A 21,293-nucleotide genomic window follows, 5' to 3' on the forward strand; every position below is an offset into this window, starting at 1 on the left:
ACGACTTCGCGTACTTCTCGTCCGATCCGGCGAAGGTCGCCGACGCGTTCGCGCATATGATCCTGCTCGACCGCTTCCATGTCGCTCTCGTCGACGGTGCGCCGGCCGCCGTCGCCTCCCTCACCACCGGGGAGCAGGAGTGCTTCGCCCCCGGTCGCGGGAGTTCCGCAGCCACCTCGGGCCGGTCCACGGCACGATCAGCCACCTGGTGGTGCGTAGCCAGTTCATGGGCGCGCCCGACGGAGCCGGCGACGACCTCACCGAGATCGGCTTCGTCACGACCGCCCCGGCCCACCAGGGACGCGGCGTGGCCACCGCACTCCTCACCCACCTGCTCGCCCTTCCCGGACACCGGGTGTACGTCCTGCGGGACATCAAGGACACCAACGCCGCCGCGCTGGGCCTCTACCGCAAGCTCGGCTTCACGCCGTACCGGCGACGCCCGGTACGGTTCGCCCGGCGCGCGGGTTTCAGCGAATACGTCTCGATGAAACTCGAACAGCCCGGCTGACGGTCGGCCCGGGGCGGAGCGGACACCGGCACCGGTGCGAGGATGTCCCCTGTGGAACAGACCCCGACCCGGCAAGCCGCCTCGGACGCCGTCGGCGGGCAGGGCTGGCGCTATCTGCTCGGCGCGTTGCGTACGTCGGTCCCGGTCGCCTCGCTCGGCCAGGCGGCCGAGGTGGTGGCGCGCCCGGTGGCGGCGTGCGGTGACGACGCCGACGGGCACCTGCGCGCCGACGTCCGGTCGGACCGGGTCGTCCTGACGCTCCAGGCACTGGACCGGGCGGCGCTGACGGCCCGCGACCTCGACCTCGCACACCGGATCTCCGCCACCGTGCGCGATCTCGGGCTGCGCACGGAACCCGAGATCGGTACGGGAGCACCCCGGTCGGTCCAACTCCTGGAGATCGCAATCGACGCGCTCGACATCGCGGCGGTCCGGCCGTTCTGGAGGGCCGTGCTGGGCTACACCGACGAGGCGGGCACCGGGGGCCCCACCGATCCGATCGTCGATCCGGTCGGGCAGGGACCGACGATCTGGTTCCAGCGGATGGACCGCCCGCGCCCGCAACGCAACCGCATCCACTTCGACATCTGCGTCCCGCACGACGAGGCGGCCGGACGGATCGAGGCCGCGCTGACGGCCGGCGGCCGGCTCGTCTCCGCGGCCGACGCTCCCGCCTTCTGGGTCCTCGCCGACATCGAGGGCAACGAGGCCTGCGTGACGACCTGGCAGGGCCGTGACGACTAGCGGACCGGCCCGGCCCGCCGGCTAGTCCCTCGCTGGCTCACCCGACGCCGGCCTCGTCCAGTGCGCGTAGGGCGATGCGCGTCGCTGCCGCGTCCGGGTCGCGGACCACGTTCTTCGCCCGGCCGACCGGGACGACCAGGCGGTGCCTGATCTCGAACTCCGGCCGCCAGGCGAGAAGTTCCACCTCCGCCCGCCAGTACGACCGCACCAGCACGAGCCCCCGCTCGTGCCCGCGCAGGCACCGACTGCGGGAGTGGCCGAGGAGACGCGCGTCCCGGACCACGACGCAGGCCTCCTCGCGCATCTCCCGGCGCAGCGTCTCCAACGGGGACTCGGCACCCTCGGGCCGGCCGGCGGGAAAGCCCCAGTGCTCGCCGTCGTGGCTGACGAGCACCAGTTCGGCAGCGTCGGTCAGGCAGATGCCGGCGGCTCCGTGCGACCGGCCGGCCGGCGCGGTGGGGCCCGGATGCCAGGAGACCGACCAGTCCTGACCGTTGGAGCGGGTGACCATCTCCGCCAGGTCACCCGCGGGCGTTCGCTCGCCCAAGGCCAACTCCTTCCGTGGTCCCGGTGACGCCGTGCCCGTGCCGAACCGGCGCAGGCACGGCTCATTGTCCGGGCCGCCAGCCCTTCAGCGCCGCCAGCCCCTCAGCGCGTTCAGCGCCACTAGCCCTTCAGCGCGTTCAGCGCCGCCTCGACCTCTCGCAGCGTGACCGCCTTGTCGATCCCGAGGTCGGCGAGCACCCCGGTGCCGTTCTCGAACTCCAGCAGGGCGAGCAGGATGTGCTCGGTGCCGATGTAGTTGTGGCCCAGCCGGATCGCCTCCCGGAACGTCAGGTCGAGGGCCTTCTTCGCCTGCGCGTCGAACGGGATCAGGTCCGGCGCCTGGCCGGCGGCGGGCGGCAGGGTCGCGGCGGCGGCCTCCCGGACCCGCTCCAGCGGTACGCCCTGTGCCACGATCGCCTTGGCGGCCAGCCCCTCGGGTTCGGCGAGCAGGCCGAGCACCATGTGCGCGGGGCGGATCTCGTCGTTGCCGGCCGCCCGGGCCTCTTCCTGTGCGGTCAGGACGACGTTGCGGGCCCGGTTGGTGAAGCGGTTGAAGCCCTGGCTCGGGTCGAGGTCCGGCAGGATGTCACCGGCCTTGGCGACGAAACGCTTCTGCGCGGCCTGCTTGCTGACCCCCATGCTGCGACCGATATCCGTCCACGACGCACCCGAGCGGCGGGCCTGGTCGACGAAGTGACCGATCAGGTGGTCGGCGACCTCGCCGAGGTGGTCGGCGGCGATGACCGCGGTGGAGAGCTGTTCGAGCGCGTCGGTGTGGACCTTCTTGATGCCTTCGATGAGGTCGTCGAGGCGTACCTGCCCCGACATGGGAATGGGGTTCGTCATGCGTCAACCATAAGTTGACGCATGGGGTTCGTCAACCCAAAGTTGACGCTACTCGTCCAGTGGTTCCGCGTTCTTACCGGGGAGCAGGTGGTCGTCAGGCCGTGACCTCAGCGGTGGCCGGCCGCGCCGGGACCGTGTTCCGCCAGGAACGCCGCGAGGGTGTCGGTCATGGCGTCGAGTTGCCACCGGTGGTCGGCGGCCGCGACGGTGCCGGTGCGGGCGTGGGGGAGTGCGGCCGCCAGCGCGTCGGCGGCCGGCGGGAAGATCGGCAGGGTCTGTTCGCCGACGATGGCCAGCACCGGTACGTCGACCGCCGACCACTGCTCGGCCCACGGCGCCTCCTGCGCCTTAGTCAGCGCCGCCGCGTCGGCGACCAGCGACGGGGCGATGCCGACCATTATCGGCCAGGCCGGGCTGGCCTTCGAGCCGGCGAGCCACTCCGGCGGCATGTCCCGCATGAAGAACTCGACGGCGCCCTCGTGGTCGCCGGCCGCGATCCGGTCCCGCAGCCCGCGGTGGGTCTCGCCGCCGTCGCCCTGCCCCTCCGGCGCCAGCGGCGCCTCCCACAGCGCGAGCCGGGTCGCGCCGACCCCGGCCTGCGCGGCCCACAGGGCGATGACCGCCCCCGACGAACCGCCGTAGAGGGCGGCGCGGCCACCGACCCGGTCGACCAGCGCCGCGACGTCCTCGACCTCCGAATCGAGCGCGCCGACCGGGCCGGCGTCGCTCTCCCCGCGTCCGCGCCGGTCGTAGTTGACGACGGTGAACCCGCGTGCCGCGAGTCGGTGGGCGAGCTTTCCGGTGTCCGGGTCGAAGGCCCGGAACTGCATCGCCCCGCCGATCAGGACGACCGGCGGCCCGTCGCCCTCGATGTCGAACGCGATGCGGGTGCCGTCCGCCGACCTGACGAGTTCGGTCATGTCTGACACGGTCGCACGGCGGTACGACAGCCCCGGACGTCCCACGCGGTGGCCGCCCGGTAAGGCCACCTGAAGGAAACCGTAAGTGGGAGCCGGCAGTGTTCCGGGTGTCAACGCAGCACAGCCAGGAGGAACCAATGCGCAAGATCATCGCCTCGACGTACATCACCCTCGACGGCGTCATCGAGAACCCGGCGTGGACCATGCCGTACTTCGACGACGACGCCGGCGCCTTCGCCGACTCGCTGCAGAAGGGCGCCGACGCCCTGCTGATGGGCCGCGCCACCTACGAGGGCTTCGCCGAGGCGTGGCCGAAGATGGCGGAGGCCGACGGCGCCGGCTACATGAACGGCGTCCGCAAGTACGTCGCCTCGACCACCCTGACCGACCCCGGGTGGAGCAACACCACCGTCCTGCGGGGCGACCTGGTCGAGGAGGTCACGAAGCTCAAGGCCCAGGACGGCCGGAACATCCTGATGTACGGCTACGGCCCGGTCGCCCACACCCTGCTCGGGGCGGGCCTGCTCGACGAGGTCGTGTTCTGGATCCACCCGGTCCTCGAGGGCGGCCCCACCGTGACCGGCCCGCTCGCCGACGCGAAGGCGACCCTGGCACTCGCCGACACCCGGGTCACGAAGAGCGGCGTCATCATCGCGACGTACCGGCCGGCCGGACAGTAGCCGACGGCGGCCGGACCAGGGCCCGGGCCTCGTCCGGGCCCAGGTCGCGTCCCCGCGCGACCAGGGCGTCGAACCCGGCCCGGCCGAGCGCGGCGACGAGCCGGACGGTGATCCGGTCGAGTTCGACGCGCTCGGCCGGCGCGGCGCCGAAGTCGGCCGCCGCCCGGGCCGCCCGGCCGCGCCGAGCAGCCGGGCCGCGAGGTCCAGGTCGGGTACGGCCGACGACATCCCCTCCAGAGCGCCGATCGCGTCCCGCTGGGCGCCCATCGTCCGCGCGAGGTCGAACGCCTCGGTGTGCAGGGCCAGCCCGGCCGCCGGGTCGCCGCCCTGCTCGGCCGCGTAGCCCAGCTCGACGAGGACCATCGGCAGGAACAGGGCCGGCTGCTGCTCGCGGCGGCCGACTTCGACCAGGTGCTCCAGGTGGGCGGTGGCGACGTCGAGCTTGCCGTCGCGGCGGGCCGCGAACGCCAGGCTCAACTCCGCGAAGACCACCGCCGCCGGCACGTCCTGCTCGACCGCCAGCCGGTACGCCTCGTCGCCCAGCTCCCGGGCCCGCACGTAGTCGCGGGACTGCACCGCGATCCAGGCCAGCCAGGACAGCTTGCTGCCGACCTCGGGCCACAACGCCAGCTCCCGCGCCCACCGCAGGCCCTCGTGGTGCAACGCGGCGGCGCGGTCGTACTCGCCCTTCAGGTCGGCGAGGCCGCCGACCCAGTCGGTCGCCTGGAGCCGGCCCCACCGGTCGCCGAGTTCGGCGAACAGTTCGGCGCAGCGGGTGCCGTCGCGGTCCAGGGCGGCCAGGTCGCCGGCCGCGTGCGCCAGCTTGGCCCGGGAGGCGAGCACGGCGGCCCCGGTCCACCGGTCCCCGGCGTCGGCCGCCACGGACAGCAGCTCCGCGGCCAGGTCCAGGTCGCTGCGGTCGAGCAGCGCGTATGCGACGAACCAGGTGACCCGCGGGTCGGCGGCCCGGGCCAGGGCGGGGTGGATCTCGGCGGCGGCCACCTGGTCACCCTGCAGCAGCGCGAAGCCGATCCGCCAGGCGGCGGCCCGCGCGTCGTCGCCGTCCGCCGCCAGCGCCCGACCGGCCTCGGTGAACCGGCCGCGCAGGAACCAGTACCAGGTCAGCGCGACGGCGAGGCGGCTTCCGTCGCCGTGGGCGAGCGCCGAGCGCAGGTTCGCCGCCTCGGCGTCGAGCCGGAGCAGCCATTCCCGCTGCCCTGGCCCGCGCAGCAGCGGGTCGGCGCGTTCGGCGAGGTCGGTGTAGTACGACGCGTGCCGGGTCCGTACGGCGGCGACGTCGGCGAGCCGGTCAAGCGCGAACGCCGCGACCGACTCCAGCAGCCGGTAACGTGGCCCACCGTCCGTCTCGTCGAGGACCACCAGCGAGCGGTCGACCAGCCGGGCCAGCACGTCGACGTCGGCGTCGCAGACGGCCCGCGCCGCGTCCGGGGTGCAGCCGTCGGCGAAGACGGCGAGTCGCGCGAGCACCGACCGGTCCTCGTCGTCGAGGAGGTCCCAGCTCCAGCCGATCACCGCGGTCAGCGTGCGCTGCCGTACCGGCAGGTCGCGGGCGGAGGTGGCCAGCAGCCGGAACCGGTCGTCGAGCCGGTCGACGACCCCGGCCAGGCCGAGCGACCGTACCCGGGTCGCCGCCAGCTCCAGGGCCAGTGGCAGGCCGTCGAGGCGGCGGCAGAGTTGGGCGACGGCCGGCGCGGTCCGCTCGTCGATGCGGAAGCCGTGCTGCCTCGCCGCCGCCCGCGCGGCGAACAGCCGCGCCGCGGCCGACCGCCGGACCGCGTCGACGTCCGGCCGCTCCCCGGGCACGGCCAACGGCGGTACGTCCCACAGCCGCTCCCCGGTGAGCCCGAGCGGCTCCCGGCTGGTGGCGAGCACGGTGACGCCGGGCGCGTCGCGCAGGAGCCGGGCGACCAGGTCGGCGGCCGGCTCGACGACGTGCTCGCAGTTGTCGAGCACGAGCAGCAGCCGCCGGTGCCGGACGGCCGCCAGCAGCCGTTCCGGGGCGGTGGCGGCGGCCCCGGCGACCTCGCGGACGTCGAGCGCGGCGAGCACCCGGTCGGCGACGCCCGGATCACCGGCCGGCAGCGCCGCCAGTTCGACCAGGTGCACCCCGTCCGGGAACGCCGGACCGGCGCCGTCTGGCCGGTCGGCGGCGTCGCGGGCGGCCTCGGTGGCCAGCCGGGTCTTCCCGACGCCGCCCGGCCCGACCAGGGTGACCAGCCGCCCTCCGGCGAGCAGGCCACGCAGCTCGGTGAGCGCTTCGGCCCGGCCGACCAGTTCGTCGAGCCGGGCCGGGATGCTGTTGCGGACCAGCGCGGCGGCCGGCGGGGCGGTCGGCGCGGCGGCCGGCGGCGGCGTGACTGGTGGCACGGCCCTCGGCGGCGCGTCGAGGCCGGCGTCGTGCGCCAGGATCCGGCGGTGCAGGTCGGCCAGTTCCGGGCCGGGGTCGAGCCCCATCTCGTCGGCGAGCCGGGCCCGCAGGTCGGCGTAGCTGTCCAGGGCCTCGGACTGGCGGCCGGCCGCGTACAGGGCACGCAGGTGCAGCGCCCGCAGCCCCTCCCGCAGCGGATGTTTCGCGACCAGCGCCGCGAGGTCGCCGGCGACCAGGTCGTGTTCGCCGCGGGCGAGCCGGGCGGCGGCCAGCCGCTCGTGTACGGCGAGCCGCCGCTCGGCCAGGCGGGTCGCCTCCGCGCGGACGAACTCCGCGTCGGCGAAGTCGGCGTACGGCTCGCCGCGCCACAGTTCGAGACCGGCGGCCAGCCGTTCGACGTCGCCGGCCCCGGCCAGTTCGGCGAAGCGGTCCGCGTCGACCGCGGTGGTCCGCAGGACGTAGCCGGGTGGCCGGGACCCGACCAGGTCGCGGGCGCCCGGCTCGGCGTCGTCGAGGGCCTTGCGCAGCTGCGAGACGCGTACCTGCAGCGCCCCGGCCGGGTTGGCCGGCGGATCGTCGCCCCACAGGTCGTCGATGAGGCGGTCCGCCGAGACGACGTGGTTGCGGTTGGCGAGCAGGTCGGCCAGGAGTGCCCGGACCTTGGCGCCGGGTACGGTCACCGGTTCGCCGGCGTCGGTGGTGACCGCGAGCGGCCCGAGTACGCCGAACTGCATCCGGCCACCCTACAAGCCCGTAAGCCGAGCTGAAGCCGGCCGTAAGCGGCGTGGCGGACGGTGTGGACGTCACCGGCACCGCCTTCCGAAGGGACCACCGGCCATGAGCTACGCCATCGTCGACGACCTGCGCATGTACTACGAGGAGCACGGCACCGGCACCGGCCGGCCCGTCGTCCTGATCCACGGTGCGCTCTCCGCGATCGGCACCTCGTTCGGCACGCTCCTGCCGCTGCTGGCGAAGACCCGGCGGGTCGTCGCCGTCGAACTCCAGGCGCACGGCCGCACCGTCGACGCGGACCGCCCGCTGTCCTACGAGCGGTTCGCCGCCGACGTCGTCGGCCTGCTCGACCACCTGGGCGTCGCGGTCGCCGACGTACTCGGGTGGAGCATGGGGGCGGGCGTCGCGCTGCGGCTCGGCACCGACCACGCCGACCGCGTCGGCCGGCTCGTGCTCGCCTCCGGCAGCTTCGACGAGTCCGGGTTGCACCCCGGCCTGCTCGACGGCATCCAGGAGCTGCGGCCCGAGCACCTGCACGGGTCGGAGTTCCACGAGGAGTACCTGCGTACCGCACCCGACCCCGCCGGCTGGGCGAACCTGGTCGGCAAGGTGAAGCGGCTCGACGCCGACCCGCCACGGTGGTCGGCCGACCAGATCCGGGCCCTCGCCGCCCCGACGATGGTCGTGCTCGCCGACTCCGACATCGTCGTGCCCGAGCACGCGGTGGAGATGTTCCGGCTGCTCGGCGGGGAGTGGCCGGTGACCTCGTCGGGCTGCCCCGGTGCCGGCTGGCGGTCCTGCCCGGCACCACCCACACGACGCTGCCGCAGCGGGCCGGGTGGCTGGCCCCGATGGTCGACGAGTTCCTCGACGGCTGACCCGACCCGGCGCCGTCCTGGCCGGCCGCTGCTACGGTCGGCCCCGATGACCACCCAGGAACGGCCGTACCGGCCGGCGCCCGACATGGCCATGCTGATCGGCGCCCTCGCGGCGCTCGCCGGCTACCTGCTGCCCTGGTTCAGGGTCGGCGAGTCGTACCGGTGGTGGTATTCCGGCTGGGAGTACGCGACCCTGAGCACCGGCGGCGGATGGACCCTGCTGACCATCCCCTGCCTGGTCGTGGCGGTCGTCGCCGGTCTGTGGGCCGGCCGTTCGGTGGCGGCGGCGATGACGGCGGTCACCGCCGGGATCGCCGGCATGTTCCTCGCGCTCGCCGTCGTCGCGGTCAGCCTCGGTGCGCTGCCCGAGCGGACCAGCATCAACTGGGTCGGCGAGCTGCCGTTCGGGATCGGGCTGCCGCTGATGGCGCTCGGGTTCGGCCTGCTCTTCGCCGCCGTCCTGCGCCCCCGACCCCTTCCGCCGGCGTTCGACGACCGCCCGCCGCAACGTCCCGGCCCCGGCCGGACGACGTCCGGTCCGGCATCTGGCGGCTGAACATCGCCGCCGCACACCAGGGCCGGGGATACGGCCGCTTCGCCGTCGCGGCGGTCTGCGACGAGGTACGCCGGCGCGGCGCGGACCGGGCGTTCGTGACGTGGGAGCCGGGCGGGTCCGGGCCCGAGGAGTTCTACCTGCGGCTCGGCTTCCGGCCGACCGGGGAGACCAGTGGCGGCCAGACCGTCGGCGCGCTGCCGCTGACCTGACCGCCGCCGGTCGGCGGCTAGCCGGGCAGCCGCAGCAGCCGGGCGCCGGTGTGCCAGAGCACGTCGCGCATCCAGTCGTCGCCGAGCCCCAGCCGGGCCAGGGCGGCGATCTGGTGCGCGTACGGGTAGGGGATGTTGGGGAAGTCGCTGCCGAGCGCGACCCGGTGACCGAGCCCCGCCAGCCGGGCCACGTAGCGGTCGGGCAGCGGGGCGAACCGGTTGCTGAAGTCGGTGCCGGCCATCGTGGTGTCGAGGTGGACGTTCGGGTACGCCTCGACGAGGTCGGCGAACTCGTCGTACTCGGGCATGCCGAGGTGGGCGATCACGAGGGTGAGCAGCGGATGGTCGGCGAGCAGCCGGCGTACCGGCGCGCTGCCGGTGTGTTCGCCGGCCAGCGGCGCGGAGCCGGCGTGGATCACCACCGGCACCCCGGCCGCCGCGAGCAGGCTCCAGGCGTCGTGCAGGCGCGGGTCGTCCGGGGTGAACCCGCCGACCTGGACGTGCACCTTGAACAGTCGCGCGCCCCGGTCCACCGCGGCGCGTACGTCGGCGGTGACGCCCGGTTCGGGGTAGAAGGTGGCGCAGTGCAGCCCGTCGGGGACCCGCCGGGCGAAGTCCGCGCTCCAGTCGTTCAGCCAGCGGGCCATGCCCGGCTTGTGCGCGTACGACAGGGCGGGGATCGTGCGCAGCCCGAGGGCGCGCAGCCGCCGTAGCCGGTCGGTCTCGTCGGTGCGGTAGCGGATCGGCCAGGGCAGACCGTAGTTCTCCTCGGCCCGGTCGAAGTAGGCCCACACCTTGCGCATCATCGGCTCGGGCAGGAAGTGCACGTGCACGTCGGCCAGCCCGGGGATGCCGAGTTCGCGCAGGTAGCCGGGTACGTCGGCGTCGCCGCGCGGACCGGGTGTCGTCGCCACGGCGGCCCCCTCCCGACCGGCCCGGCCGGCGCCGGGCACCCGTCGACCCTAGCCAGCGACGTCGGCTGACCCGCCCCCGACTCGCGGCCGCTGCACCGGCCCGGTCCACCAGCCCGCCCGGAGGCCGGATACCGGTGTCCCGCCCCACAGCGAGTTCGCTGTGCGTACGCCGAATTCGCTGTGGACCGCAACACCTCGGGGGTCCTTCCTCGACAAACCCCCAGGGCACCCGTGATCATCTGCTGCCCGGCAGTTCGACCCGCCGTACCTGGAACGGCGGAACAGCTGACGATCACCACGCACCGTCACGTCAGGAAGGGCACGGCGGCGGCCGCCGGTTGACGCACCACAGGAGCGTCCGGACGCCCGACGCGGCGATCGTCGCCTCGTTCGGGCCGGCGGCCCGGTACCCTCTGGCGGTGCCCGAGGTCTCGCTACGTCCCGCGACCGGCGCGGACATCCCCGACCTGCTCGCGTTCTGGCAGGTGGCGGCGGAGGACGCGCACCGCCCGGCCGACACCGCGCGGGCGGTCGAGGCGCTCGTCGCCCGCGACCCGGAGGCGCTCATCCTCGCCGTCGACGGCGGGAGCCTGGTGGGCAGCGTCATCGCCGGCTGGGACGGGTGGCGCTGCCACCTCTACCGGCTGGCGGTCGCGCCCACGCACCGCGGGCGGGGCATCGGCCGGCTCCTGATCGCGGCCGCCGAGGAACGGTTCCGGCGGCTCGGTGGGACGCGTGCCGACGCGATGGTGCTCGTCGACAACGGACCGGCCCACCGGGCCTGGCGGGCCGCCGGCTTCGCGCCGCAGGCCGAGTGGGCCCGGTGGGTCAAACCGCTGCCGCCGGCCTGAGCGCGCCCAGGGAAGGTCGGCAGGGCTGTCGGTGGGACTGAGGGACGGTTAGGGTCGGCGGGATCGACGGCGATGCGACGGGAGGCGTGATCGTGGCTCAGGACGGCGGTGCGGTGGCGGAGCGGGACACCTCAGTGGACGGTGCCGGCGGAAGAAACGAACGCGAGGTTGCCCCGCCGGGCGTCGACATCACGGTGGCGCACTCGGCCCGGGTGTACGACTGGTGGCTCGGCGGCACCGACAACTTCGCCGTCGACCGGGCGGTCGGCGCGGCCTTCGCCGAGGCGATCCCGGACATCCGCACCATGGCCCGGGAGAACCGCCGCTTCCTCGACCGGGTCGTCGACCACCTGGTCCGCGAGGCCGGCGTACGGCAGTTCCTCGACATCGGCAGCGGCATCCCGACCAGCCCCAACCTGCACGAGGTCGCCCAGCGCACCACCGCCGACGCCCGGGTGGTCTATGTCGACAACGACCCGATCGTGTTGGCCCACTCCCGGGCGCTGATCCGCGACAGCGGTGCCGGCGCGACCGAGTACATCCACGCCGACCTGCGTGACCCGGCGTCGATCCTGGCGGACCCGGTGCTGGCCCGCACCCTCGACCTGGGCCAGCCGGTGGCCCTGATGCTGGTCGCGATGCTGATGCTGATCGCCGACGAGGACGACCCGTGGGGCACGTCCCGGGAACTGATGGACGCGCTGCCGCCCGGCAGCTACGTCGTCATCACCCACCCCGGCCAGGACTTCGACCCGGCGGCGATGGCGAAGGTGGTCGGGGCGGCCGGCCGTGGCGGCATGACCCTGGTGCCTCGCGACCGGGCCGGGGTGGAACGGTTCTTCGCCGACTGGGAACTGGTCGAGCCCGGGGTGGTGCCGGTGCTGGCGTGGCGGCCGGACGGCCCGCCGCCCGCCGACCCGAACGCCGCCTACTACTGGGCCGGGGTCGCCCGAAAGCCGGGCTGAGCCGCCGGGCGGGGCACCCGGGCGAACCTGGGAGTTTCCTGTCACCCGGTCGACCGTGGGATTCAGCCGGCCCGCGGGTGGAGATGTTGCGGGGCATACCGTTCGCATCCGACCGGAAGGCCCCACCTATGGCAGGTCGCGCCGCCGCAGCCCCGTTGTCCGGCCCCGCCACGCCCGGAGCGGCCCGATGAGGGCCCGGCCACGCTTTCCCGTCGAGCCGTGGCAGGTCCGCGAACCCGATCTCGACCCGGACTGGCTGGCCGAGGCCGAGTCGACGTTCGCGCTGTCGAACGGGCACATCGGCCTGCGCGGCAACCTCGACGAGGGCGATCCGTCCGGCATGCCCGGCACCTATCTCAACTCCTTCCACGAGGAGTACGACCTCGACTATCCGGAGAGCGGGTACGCCTTCCCGGAGCGCGGCCAGACCGTCGTCAACGCGCCGAACGGCAAGCTGGTGCGGCTGTTCGTCGACGACGAGCCGTTCGACGTACGCACCGGGACGTTGCGGCACCACCAACGGATCCTCGACCTGCGGGCCGGCACCCTGTGCCGCACCGTGGAGTGGGTCAGCCCCGCCGGGACGGCGATCCGGCTGCGCAGCACCCGGCTGGTGTCGCTGACCCGGCCCGCGGTGGCGGCCGTCGACTACGAGGTGACCGCCGTCGACCGCCCGGTCCGGCTGCGGATCGAGTCGGACCTGCTCGCCGACGAGGACATGCCGCGGCGCGCCGACGACCCGCGGGCCGCGACCACCCTCACCGCGCCGCTGACCGCCGTACGGCACCGGGCCGGGCGCACCGGCGGGCTGCTGCTGCACCGTACGCGCCGCAGCCGGCTGCCGGTCGCGTCGGTCGTCGACCACGCCGTCACCGGCCCGGACGGTGTCACCTGCGCGACGACCGCGCGCCCGGACCGGGTGCGTACGACGGTCACCGCCGACCTGTCGCCCGGCGCGACGGTGCGGATCCGCAAACTGCTCGGGTACGCGTGGGCCACCACCGCGGCGGCGGACGCGGAGCCGCTCGACGCGCTGTGTGCCGAGGCCACCGCCGCGGTCGACGACGCCCGCGCGGCCGGCTGGGACGCCCTGGTCGCCGAGCAGCGGGCCCGCCTCGACGACTTCTGGGACGTCGCCGACGTCGAACTCGAGGGCGACCCGGAGGTGCAGCAGGCGGTCCGGTTCGACCTGTTCCACGTGCTGCAGTCCGGTGCCCGGGCCGGCGTCGCCCCGATCCCCGCCAAGGGCCTGACCGGCAACGGCTACGACGGCCACGTGCTGTGGGACACCGAGAGTTTCGTGCTGCCGGTGCTGACGTACACGTGTCCGGAAGCGGTCCGTGGCGCGCTGCGGTGGCGGCACGCGAACCTGCCGGTCGCCCGCGACCGGGCCCGGGAGTTGCGGCTGGCGGGCGCGGCGTTCCCGTGGCGGACCATCGCCGGCTCCGAGTGCTCCGGCTACTGGCCGGCCGGCACCGCCGCGCTGCACATCAACGCCGACATCGCCGACGCGGTGCTGCGCTACGTCGGGGCCACCGGCGACGAGGAGTTCTACCGTGGACCCGGGCTCGACCTGCTGGTCGAGACGGCCCGGCTGTGGCGGTACGTCGGCCGCTACGACGACGAGGGCGGGTTCCACCTCGACGGGGTGACCGGGCCCGACGAGTACACCGCCGTCGTCGACGACAACCTGTTCACCAACGTCATGGCCCGGCGCAACCTGCGGGCCGCGGCCGACGCCGCCGACCGGCACCCGGACCGGGCCGCCGAACTCGGCGTCGACCGCCACGAGACGGCGGCGTGGCGGGCCGCGGCGGCGGCGATGCACCTGCCGTACGACGACAAGCGCGGCGTGCACCAGCAGGCGGCCGGCTTCACCCGGCTCGCCGAGTGGGACTTCGCCGGCACCGACGCCGACGACTACCCGCTGTTGCTGCACTTCCCGTACTTCGAGCTGTACCGCAAGCAGGTGGTGAAGCAGGCCGACGTGGTCCTCGCGATGCTCTGCTGCGGCGAGTCGTTCAGCCCTGCGGAGAAGGCCCGCAACTTCGCCTACTACGAGCAGCGGACCGTACGCGACTCCTCGCTGTCGGCGTCCAGCCAGGCGGTGCTGGCGGCGGAGGTGGGACACCTCGAACTCGCCCACGACTACCTGGCCGAGTCGGCGCTGCAGGACCTGCGCAACCTCGGCGACAAGACCGGCGACGGGCTGCACGTCGCGTCGCTCGCCGGGGCGTGGACGGCGCTGGTGATGGGCTTCGGCGGCCTGCGCGACCACGACGGCACCCTGTCGTTCGCGCCCCGGCTGCCCAGCCACCTGCCGGCGCTGCGCTTCTCGGTCGCCTGGCGCGGCCTGCGGCTGCGGGTCGCGGTCACCGCCGGCACCGACGGCACGTCCGCCGGATCCGTCACGTACCGCGTCGACGGCGGCGGGCCGGACGCGTCGGTCGACCTGTGCCACCACGGGGAGCCGTTGACGGTGAGCGCCGCCCGCCCGGTCACCCGGCCGGTGCCGCCGCCGGCCGGGCCCGGCGCCGAGCCGCCGGCGCCGCCCGGCCGCGCCCCGACCCGTCGCCGTGACGTCCTCGACCACCTGCTCGCCGCGGACCGGGGGGATTGAACCGGGCCGGACAGGAAAGGACATGAAGATCAGCCGCGGTGCGCCCGACGCCACCCGACGAGACGAGGAGACCCGGAGCATGCCCGACCAGTTCACCCTGCAGGACCCGCGCAGCCAGTACCCGCGGCCGAACGAGCAGGGCGCCGAGCAGCAGTCCGCCCCCGGCTCCGACGAGGCGATGGGCCTTCCGGCCGACCACGGCGAGGAGACGTACCGGGGCACCGGCCGGCTGACCGACCGCAAGGCGATCGTCACCGGCGCCGACTCGGGGATCGGCCGCGCCGTCGCGCTCGCCTACGCGCGGGAGGGCGCCGACGTGCTGCTGTCGTACCTGCCCGAGGAGGAGGACGACGCGAAGCGGACCGCCGCCCTGGTCGAGGCCGCCGGCCGGACGGCCGTGCGGTTCCCGGGCGACGTACGTGACGAGGCGTACTGCGACCGGCTCGTCGAGCGGGCCGTCGACGAGTTCGGCCGCGTCGACATCCTGGTCAACAACGCCGCGTACCAGATGTCGGTCGACGGGATCGCGGAGCTCTCGACCGAGCAGTTCGACCGGGTGTTCAAGACCAACGTGTACGCGATGTTCTGGCTCTGCCGGGCGGCGCTGCCACACATGCCACCCGGGGCCACGATCATCAACACGTCGTCGATCCAGGGCTTCGAGCCGTCGCCGAACCTGCTCGACTACGCCTCCACCAAGGCGGCGATCGTGAACTTCACCAAGGCGCTCGCCAAGGAGGCCATCGGCCGGGGCGTACGGGTCAACTCGATCGCGCCCGGTCCGGTGTGGACGCCACTGATCCCGGCGACGATGCCGCCGGACAAGGTCTCCTCGTTCGGCGAGCAGACCCCGCTCGGCCGGGCCGCGCAGCCGGCCGAGCTGGCCCCCGCGTACGTCTTCTTCGCCTCCCAGGAGTCCAGCTACATCACCGCCGAGACCCTGGCCGTGACCGGCGGCCGCACCCTGACCTGACCCCGCCGCCGCGCCGTGGCCGCGCGTTGACGTGGCCCCGTCGCGGCGTGGCCGCGTTGACGCGGCCGCGCGTTGATCAAGGACTTGTTGCGCGACATACCGCCCGGATCGGGCACGGTTTCTCCTTGATCGGGCCGGCTCTCCGTGCCGGCCGACACGTTGCCGGGCCGCCAGCGGGCCGGGCGCGGATCAGGCGGGCCGGTCGGGAACGATCGAGGACATACCGTGCCTGATTCGCCCCGGTATGTCGCGCAACAACTCCTTGATCAACGCGACGCCGGCGCCGGACGCGACGCCGGCGCCGGACGCGACGCCGGCGCCGGACGCGACGCCGGCGCCGGACGCGACGCCGCCGGCGCTGGGGCGTGGCGGAGGGTCTTGTCGCTTGCGGTGGGGCCGTCCGAGGTCACCAGCACCGGCACCCCCAGGTGTTCCGCCACCGCCGTCGGCCAGTCGGTCGGCGGCGGTTCGGCGTACACCGGGCGGCTGGTCAGCAGGCGGCGGGTCAGCTCCTCCTGCCGAACCAGGTCGCCGGCCGGGCCGGGCACCAGCCGGTCCGTCCAGTCGTACGCGGAGCAGATCCGCGGCCGCAGCGCCCGGGCCACGTCCAGGTGGGTCAGCGCCAGCCCGTCGACGCCGCCGGCGACCTCGAGCGCGTACCGGTGCGCGACCGCGTCGAAGTGTCCGAACCGGAACCGGCCCTGCCACGCGTTGGTGTGGTTGTGCGGCTCGGCCGGGGCGAGCGCCGGATCCTCGGTGACCAGCGGACCCGGCCCGTGCCGCGGGGTGACGGTCCGCAGCACCCCGAGCCGGGTCGCCGTACCGGACAGTCCGGCCTCGGCGAGCAGCACCTCGGCGTTCGCGAACGTCGTGGTGCTCCACGTCGTGTACGGGTGGAACCCGTGCCACTCGTCCAGCAGCACCCCCTGGGCGCCCTCGAAGACGACCGTCCCGGCCCGCAGCAGCCGCCCGGTGTGGTCGCCGTCCATGATGGACACCCGCTCGGCGAAGGCGGTGAACGCGGTGACGCAGTCGTCGACGGAGGGTGCGTCGAGCGGACCGAGTTCGGCGGCGAGCCGGTCGCGCAGCGCCGCCAGGCGGGAACGCAGCCGGGCGGGGGACAGGCAGTCACCCACCCGCGGCGCGTCGTCGGGGTACGCCAGCGCGTACGCCGTCGTCTCGCCGACCCCCATCCCGCACGACCCGTGCCGGTCGCCGCCCCGGGCCAGCTCCCGGGCCCGGTTCGCCGCCCGGTGCCACGGGGTGGCGAGCAGCGCGTCCCGATCGACGGTCAGCCGGGGAAGCGCGTCGGTGACCCCGAGGGCCGCCAGGTGGTCGGCCTCGCCGGCCAGCGCCAGCGGGTCGACCACCATGTGCCGGGACAGGTGGGTACGCACCCCGGGCCGGAACGTCCCCGACCCGAACTGCGCGAACGTGTGGTGCCGCCCGTCCGGCAGGACGACGGTGTGCGCCGCCTGCGCGCCGCCGTTGAAGCGGACCACCGCGTGGACCGGCCGGCTCGCGCACAGCCAGTCCACGACGGTGCCCTTCCCCGCGTCGCCGTACCCGAGATCGACGACGATCACGTGGTTCATGGTGCGCTCCTCAGTTGCCGTTTGGTGCGTGCTGCGGTGCTCCGCTGCGCTGCGCTCCTCGCACTTAGCCATTTGTGCGTGCTGCGGTGCTCCGCTGCGCTGCGCTCCTCGCACTTAGCCATTTGTGCGTGCTGCGGTGCTCCGCTGCGCTGCGCTCCTCGCACTTACAGCCGGGTGACGCGGTCGGTGGTGCCGGTACGGGCCGGCAGTGCCGAGCGCGTCCTCCGGGCCCGGTTGGCGCCGATGCGGACGAGGGCCTTCGACACCGTCGCCGCCGCGTCCGAGCCGATGTCGCGCAGGTCGTCGAGCGCCTCGTCGAGGTCGACGGTGCCCTCGCCGAGCCCGACGGTCAGCGCGATCGTCTCGCAGGCCGCGTCGAGGTCGTCGAGTTCGATGGCGTTCTGGCCGAGCAGGTCGCGCCAGAAGCCGAGCACCCGCGGGTCCTTGGCGTGCCAGCTGCCGGCCGGCAGCAGGAAGTAGGTGTTCCACTTCCGGCGCACCTCGTCGACGATGCCCGCCAGCGGCACGTTCTCGGTGATCCGCTCGCCCAGCACCGCCTGCACCTCGCGCCGCTTCACCTGCGGGTACGCCATCTCGTCGCCGATGATGAACAGGTAGCCGCGCCGGCGCCGCTTCTCGTAGCAGTCGATCGCGGTGTGCCGGGCCATGAAGTACATCGCCAGGTCGTACGACTCCATCATCTGCCCGCCGCCGCCGCCCTCGAGCACCATGTTGCCGAGGTGCTCGTCCATCCGGTTGTCCGACTCGAACTGGCCGACCTGCAACGGCACCCGGTCGCAGGTGGCGTCGCCGATCGCGCCGAACATGATCTGCGGGTCGGTGGCGTAGCCCTTGCGCAGCAGCAGGCCGAGCAGTTGCGGCAGCTTCTCCTGCAGCACCCGGGGCACGTGACGCATCGAGCCGGTGACGTCGAACAGCACCGCGATCGCGACCGACTCGGGGTGTTCGGCACTGTCCCGGCTCTCCCGTACGTCAACCCCGCGCGGGTCGAGCGACGGGTGCACCGTACGGGCACCGCCGTCGGAGTAGGCGAAGGCGCTCTTGCCGCTGGCGCGGCGGTAGCTCTTGGCGGCGTCGTAGACGTCGGTGGACCAGATTCCGCTTCCCATCTCGGGCCTTCCTCTCTAGAGCGTGAACGGTCGGAACGTGCGGGGGCCGTAGAGGTCCGCCAGCACGTCGTCGAATTCGTCGAGTAGTCGCCAGGCGTCGTCGGGACGCTGGCGCGGGGACGGCAGGGTGCAGCCGGCGACGAACCGGCGCAGCGCCGCCGGGGCCCGGTCACCCATCAGGTGGGCCATGCACCGGCTGGCCATGGCGATGTCGGTGGCCGGGCCGGGGCGTTCCCGCCGGGTCACCTCGACCGGATACCAGTCGGCGTACGCCGGCACCAGCGCCGGTATCCGTTCGCCCTCGTTGCTGGCCGAGTAGCACCAGTCGACGAGGACGACGCCGTGCGCGTCCGGTTCGATCAGCACGTGTTCGGGCAGCACCGCGCCGTGCACGACACCGGCCCGGTGAGCCAGGCCGAGGGCGGTGAGCAGCCGTCGCCACATCCAGGCGGCGTCGCGGGCGTCGAGCCCGTCCGGGCGGCGGCTCCGAACCTCGGCGAGGCTGTGCAGGTTGCCGACGGCGGCGACGACGTTGACCCGGCGCTCGGTGCCGTCGGCGGTGTCGGTGTGCTGGAACGTGTCGACCAGCCGGGGCACGTACGGCAGGAACCGCGGGTCGCCGCGGTCGGCGAGCGCCCGCAGGGCCCGGGCCTCGCGGGCCATCAGGTCGTTGTTGGCCGGGTCGCGGGGCAGTTTGAGCAGCCGGTCGGCGCCGACGTCGTAGAGGTCGGCGAGGTCGCCGCGGTAGGTCGGGCTCCCGGTGAGGCGGTAGCTGTCCCGGCGGGTCCGGATCACCACACCCCGCCGGTCCTGCCACAGGCCGCTGAGCCGGACAAACGCCTCGGTGGCGGGATCCGGTCCGGTCCCGGCGGTCGGTCGCCGGTCGGGGTGGAGCAGTCGGGCCAGGTCGCGGTAGCGGCGGGCCGGGTCGGCGCCGCCGAACAGGTCGTCGGCGTCGCGGGCCGACATGACCAGCCGGATCGCCTCGGCGACCGTCGTCATCGGACGGCCTCCTCGCGTGAGGGACGCAGCAGCGCCGGATGCAGCAGCCGGGCGTCGCCGGCCCGGTAGAGCCGGGCCCGTGGCCCGCCGCGCGCGCCGCCCCGGTCGGTGGTCGCGCCGACGCTGTCCAGGAATCCGGGTACGGACAGCACCTTGCGGTGGAAGTTGCCGGCGTGCAGGGTGTCGCCCCACACGGTCTCGTAGACCGCGCGCAGTTCGGCGATGGTGAACTCGGGGCCGACGAACCGGGTGGCCAGCGGCGTGTATTCCAGCTTGGACCGGGCCCGGTCGAGTCCGTCGGCGACGATCCGGGTGTGGTCGAAGGCCAGCTTCCGGGTGGTGCCGGGACGTTGTTGGACCGGCCGGCCGGTCAGTGTGGCGGCGTCGGGCAGTCCGAGGCTGTCGACCGCCACCCAGGCGGCCTCGTCGGCGTCGGATCCGGCCGCCGGGTCGGGCAGGTCGGGGGCGAAGGCGAGGTAGGCGACCGAGACGACCCGCATCCGCGGATCGCGCCCCGGTGCGCCGTACGTGCCGAGCTGTTCCAGGTGGACCCGGCCGAGCGCGCCGGCCTGTACGCCGGTCTCCTCGGCCAGTTCGCGGCCGGCGCCGGTGGGCAGGTCCTCGTCGGGGTGGACGAAGCCGCCCGGCAGTGCCCAGTGTCCGGCGTGCGGCGGGGCGGCCCGGCGCACCAGCAGCAGGTGCAGCCGCCCGTCGCGGATGGTGAACGCGACGACGTCGACGGTCACCGCCACCGGGGGGTAGGCGCGTGGGTCGTACGTGGCGAGGAACTCCTCTTCGGTCATCGGGCGTCCTTCCGGTCGGGCGGTACGTCCACGAAGTTACTCTCACTTTGAGTCTTTCTCAAGTCGTGAATAACCCAGATCGCGGGCGGCGGCTGCAAACTCTCCGGGCTCGCGCTGCAAGTTCCGGAAGTGCGCCGTAGGGTGGAAGTGGTGCTATTAGGACACAACCCGGCAATTCAACAGCCGGGCTAGGCGCTTGGTGCTGATTTCGCCTCAAATTTCCTGCAATTCAATCTTATTGACGCATATATTTCTGCCTGCCTACGGTGGTCGCGAAGGTTTCGTACGGGTAACGGGACGCCGCATATCCGTCATGTCGTGACCGTCTACGGCACGGGTCATGGACCTTCACTTCCACGCACGAAGGCAGTGCGGCGGTGGAGGTCCGCCGCCGCGCCGGCGACCCCGCGTCGCCGGGACCCAGGCAGAGGAGAATCAATGCGCACCGAACCCACCGCCCGGCACCGCAGATCCCTCCCGGTGCTCATCGGCGCGTCACTCGCGGCGGCGACGCTCACCCTCGGTGCGGGGGCGATCGCCAACGCCGGCCCGGCCCCCGACCGCGTCGAGGCGCTCAACGCGCCCGGACTCGTGGGCTGGGCGACCGAGAACGGCGGCACGACCGGTGGCGCGGGTGGACCGACCGTGACCGTCACCGACGAGGCCGGCCTGGCCGACGCCGTACAGCAGGACGGTCCGGCGATCGTCCAGGTGAGCGGCACCATCAACCTGTCCGGCATGGTCCGGGTCGGCTCCGACAAGACGATCACCGGCGGCGGCACCATCACCGGCAACGGCTTCACGCTGCGTGAGTCGCACAACGTCATCATCCAGGGCCTGTACTTCGACGACTGGGACGACGACGCGATCAACGTGGAGACCGAGTCGACGAACGTGTGGATCGACCACAACACGTTCGGCGTCGGCTACGACGGCGCCGTGGACGTCAAGCGCGGCTCCGACTTCGTCACCATCTCGTGGAACCACGTACGCGGCCACAACAAGACCATGCTGCTCGGCCACAGTGACGACAACGGCAGCCAGGACATCGGCCACCTGCGGGTCAGCTACCACCACAACTGGTTCGACGGCACCGAGCAGCGCAACCCCCGGGTGCGGTTCGGCAACCCGGTGCACGTGTTCAACAACTACTACGCCTCGGTCGACGGGTACGGCGTCGCGTCCACCGAGGATGCCGGGGTGCTCGTCGAGGGCAACTTCTTCGAGGACACCGACGACCCGTTCCACCTCGGCGAGGGCTCGTCCGGTCCGGGCACGCTGGTCGCCCGGGACAACCACTTCGTCAACTCCGGCGATGGCGAGCAGGGCGGCAGCGTCGCCTCGATCCCGTACGCCTACACCCTCGACCCCGCCGCCGACGTGAAGTCGATCGTCACCTCCGGCGCCGGGGCGGCCAACCTCTGAC

At 73.7% G+C, this 21,293-nt stretch carries 17 protein-coding genes and 2 pseudogenes; 10 read left to right on the plus strand and 9 right to left on the minus strand.

From position 1 onward, the window contains the following. The first annotated feature begins 139 nt into the window (after positions 1-139). Positions 140-511, plus strand: a complete 372-nt coding sequence (locus Prubr_RS29425; protein ID WP_212818137.1) for a GNAT family N-acetyltransferase — start codon at positions 140-142, stop codon at positions 509-511. Positions 512-553: 42 nt separating this feature from the next. After that, a complete protein-coding gene (locus Prubr_RS29430) occupies positions 554-1,255 on the plus strand; it encodes a VOC family protein (RefSeq protein WP_212818138.1) in 702 nt (233 codons plus the stop codon). Positions 1,256-1,292: 37 nt separating this feature from the next. Here the strand turns inward: Prubr_RS29430 and Prubr_RS29435 are convergent, their stop codons facing one another. The 3 genes from Prubr_RS29435 to Prubr_RS29445 all read right to left on the minus strand — a co-directional run bounded on the left by Prubr_RS29435 (position 1,293) and on the right by Prubr_RS29445 (position 3,567). Next, positions 1,293-1,802: an NUDIX hydrolase gene (locus Prubr_RS29435; protein WP_212818139.1), complete on the minus strand. Its 510-nt coding sequence runs from the start codon at positions 1,800-1,802 to the stop codon at positions 1,293-1,295. Positions 1,803-1,921: 119 nt separating this feature from the next. Beyond that, positions 1,922-2,647, minus strand: coding sequence for a Clp protease N-terminal domain-containing protein (locus Prubr_RS29440; RefSeq protein WP_212818140.1), 726 nt, complete (start codon positions 2,645-2,647; stop codon positions 1,922-1,924). Between the two features lie 107 nt (positions 2,648-2,754). Then, positions 2,755-3,567, minus strand: a complete 813-nt coding sequence (locus Prubr_RS29445; RefSeq protein WP_212818141.1) for an alpha/beta fold hydrolase — start codon at positions 3,565-3,567, stop codon at positions 2,755-2,757. Positions 3,568-3,704: 137 nt separating this feature from the next. Between Prubr_RS29445 and Prubr_RS29450 the strand changes: the two genes are divergently transcribed. After that, positions 3,705-4,247 carry a dihydrofolate reductase family protein gene (locus tag Prubr_RS29450; protein WP_212818142.1) on the plus strand — a complete coding sequence of 181 codons (543 nt, stop codon included), beginning with the start codon at positions 3,705-3,707 and terminating at the stop codon, positions 4,245-4,247. A 1,362-nt stretch (positions 4,248-5,609) separates the two neighbouring features. Here Prubr_RS29450 and Prubr_RS38025 read toward each other — a convergent pair. After that, a pseudogene (locus tag Prubr_RS38025) lies at positions 5,610-7,370 on the minus strand (AfsR/SARP family transcriptional regulator); the annotation flags it as partial. Positions 7,371-7,503: 133 nt separating this feature from the next. On the opposite strand from Prubr_RS38025, the gene Prubr_RS37235 reads away from it, so the two are divergent. After that, positions 7,504-8,805, plus strand: coding sequence for an alpha/beta fold hydrolase (locus Prubr_RS37235; RefSeq protein ID WP_246569061.1), 1,302 nt, complete (start codon positions 7,504-7,506; stop codon positions 8,803-8,805). Next, positions 8,775-9,014, plus strand: a pseudogene (locus Prubr_RS37240) (GNAT family N-acetyltransferase); the annotation flags it as partial. The gene Prubr_RS37235 and the pseudogene Prubr_RS37240, both read left to right, overlap by 31 nt. A 17-nt stretch (positions 9,015-9,031) precedes the next feature. Here the strand turns inward: Prubr_RS37240 and Prubr_RS29475 are convergent. Beyond that, a complete protein-coding gene (locus Prubr_RS29475) occupies positions 9,032-9,928 on the minus strand; it encodes an amidohydrolase family protein (protein ID WP_281425958.1) in 897 nt (298 codons plus the stop codon). A gap of 419 nt (positions 9,929-10,347) precedes the next feature. On the opposite strand from Prubr_RS29475, the gene Prubr_RS29480 reads away from it, so the two are divergent. The 4 genes from Prubr_RS29480 (at position 10,348) to Prubr_RS29495 (ending at position 15,337) form a co-directional block, all read left to right on the plus strand. Next, on the plus strand, positions 10,348-10,779 hold the full coding sequence (locus tag Prubr_RS29480) for a GNAT family N-acetyltransferase (protein ID WP_212818143.1): 432 nt from the start codon (positions 10,348-10,350) through the stop codon (positions 10,777-10,779). Between the two features lie 134 nt (positions 10,780-10,913). After that, entirely contained in the window at positions 10,914-11,744 is an 831-nt protein-coding gene (locus Prubr_RS29485; protein ID WP_212828682.1) for an SAM-dependent methyltransferase, read from the plus strand. A gap of 187 nt (positions 11,745-11,931) precedes the next feature. Beyond that, positions 11,932-14,364, plus strand: a complete 2,433-nt coding sequence (locus Prubr_RS29490; protein WP_212818144.1) for a glycoside hydrolase family 65 protein — start codon at positions 11,932-11,934, stop codon at positions 14,362-14,364. Between the two features lie 79 nt (positions 14,365-14,443). Beyond that, complete coding sequence (locus tag Prubr_RS29495; protein ID WP_212828684.1) at positions 14,444-15,337, plus strand: glucose 1-dehydrogenase; 894 nt, start codon at positions 14,444-14,446, stop codon at positions 15,335-15,337. 266 nt (positions 15,338-15,603) lie between these two features. Here Prubr_RS29495 and Prubr_RS29500 read toward each other — a convergent pair whose 3' ends face one another. The 4 genes from Prubr_RS29500 to Prubr_RS29515 all read right to left on the minus strand — a co-directional run bounded on the left by Prubr_RS29500 (position 15,604) and on the right by Prubr_RS29515 (position 19,867). Next, positions 15,604-16,932: an adenylosuccinate synthetase gene (locus tag Prubr_RS29500; RefSeq protein ID WP_212818145.1), complete on the minus strand. Its 1,329-nt coding sequence runs from the start codon at positions 16,930-16,932 to the stop codon at positions 15,604-15,606. A gap of 164 nt (positions 16,933-17,096) precedes the next feature. Next, on the minus strand, positions 17,097-18,062 hold the full coding sequence (locus Prubr_RS29505) for a hypothetical protein (protein ID WP_212818146.1): 966 nt from the start codon (positions 18,060-18,062) through the stop codon (positions 17,097-17,099). A 15-nt stretch (positions 18,063-18,077) separates the two neighbouring features. Beyond that, on the minus strand, positions 18,078-19,064 hold the full coding sequence (locus Prubr_RS29510) for a serine/threonine protein kinase (protein WP_212818147.1): 987 nt from the start codon (positions 19,062-19,064) through the stop codon (positions 18,078-18,080). Next, entirely contained in the window at positions 19,061-19,867 is an 807-nt protein-coding gene (locus Prubr_RS29515; protein WP_212818148.1) for an NUDIX hydrolase, read from the minus strand. Before Prubr_RS29515 ends, Prubr_RS29510 begins: the two co-directional genes overlap by 4 nt. Positions 19,868-20,305: 438 nt before the next feature. On the opposite strand from Prubr_RS29515, the gene Prubr_RS29520 reads away from it, so the two are divergent. Further along, entirely contained in the window at positions 20,306-21,292 is a 987-nt protein-coding gene (locus tag Prubr_RS29520; protein ID WP_212818149.1) for a pectate lyase family protein, read from the plus strand. Position 21,293: the final 1 nt, after the last annotated feature.

The organism is Polymorphospora rubra (assembly GCF_018324255.1).
Lineage (GTDB): Bacteria > Actinomycetota > Actinomycetes > Mycobacteriales > Micromonosporaceae > Polymorphospora > Polymorphospora rubra.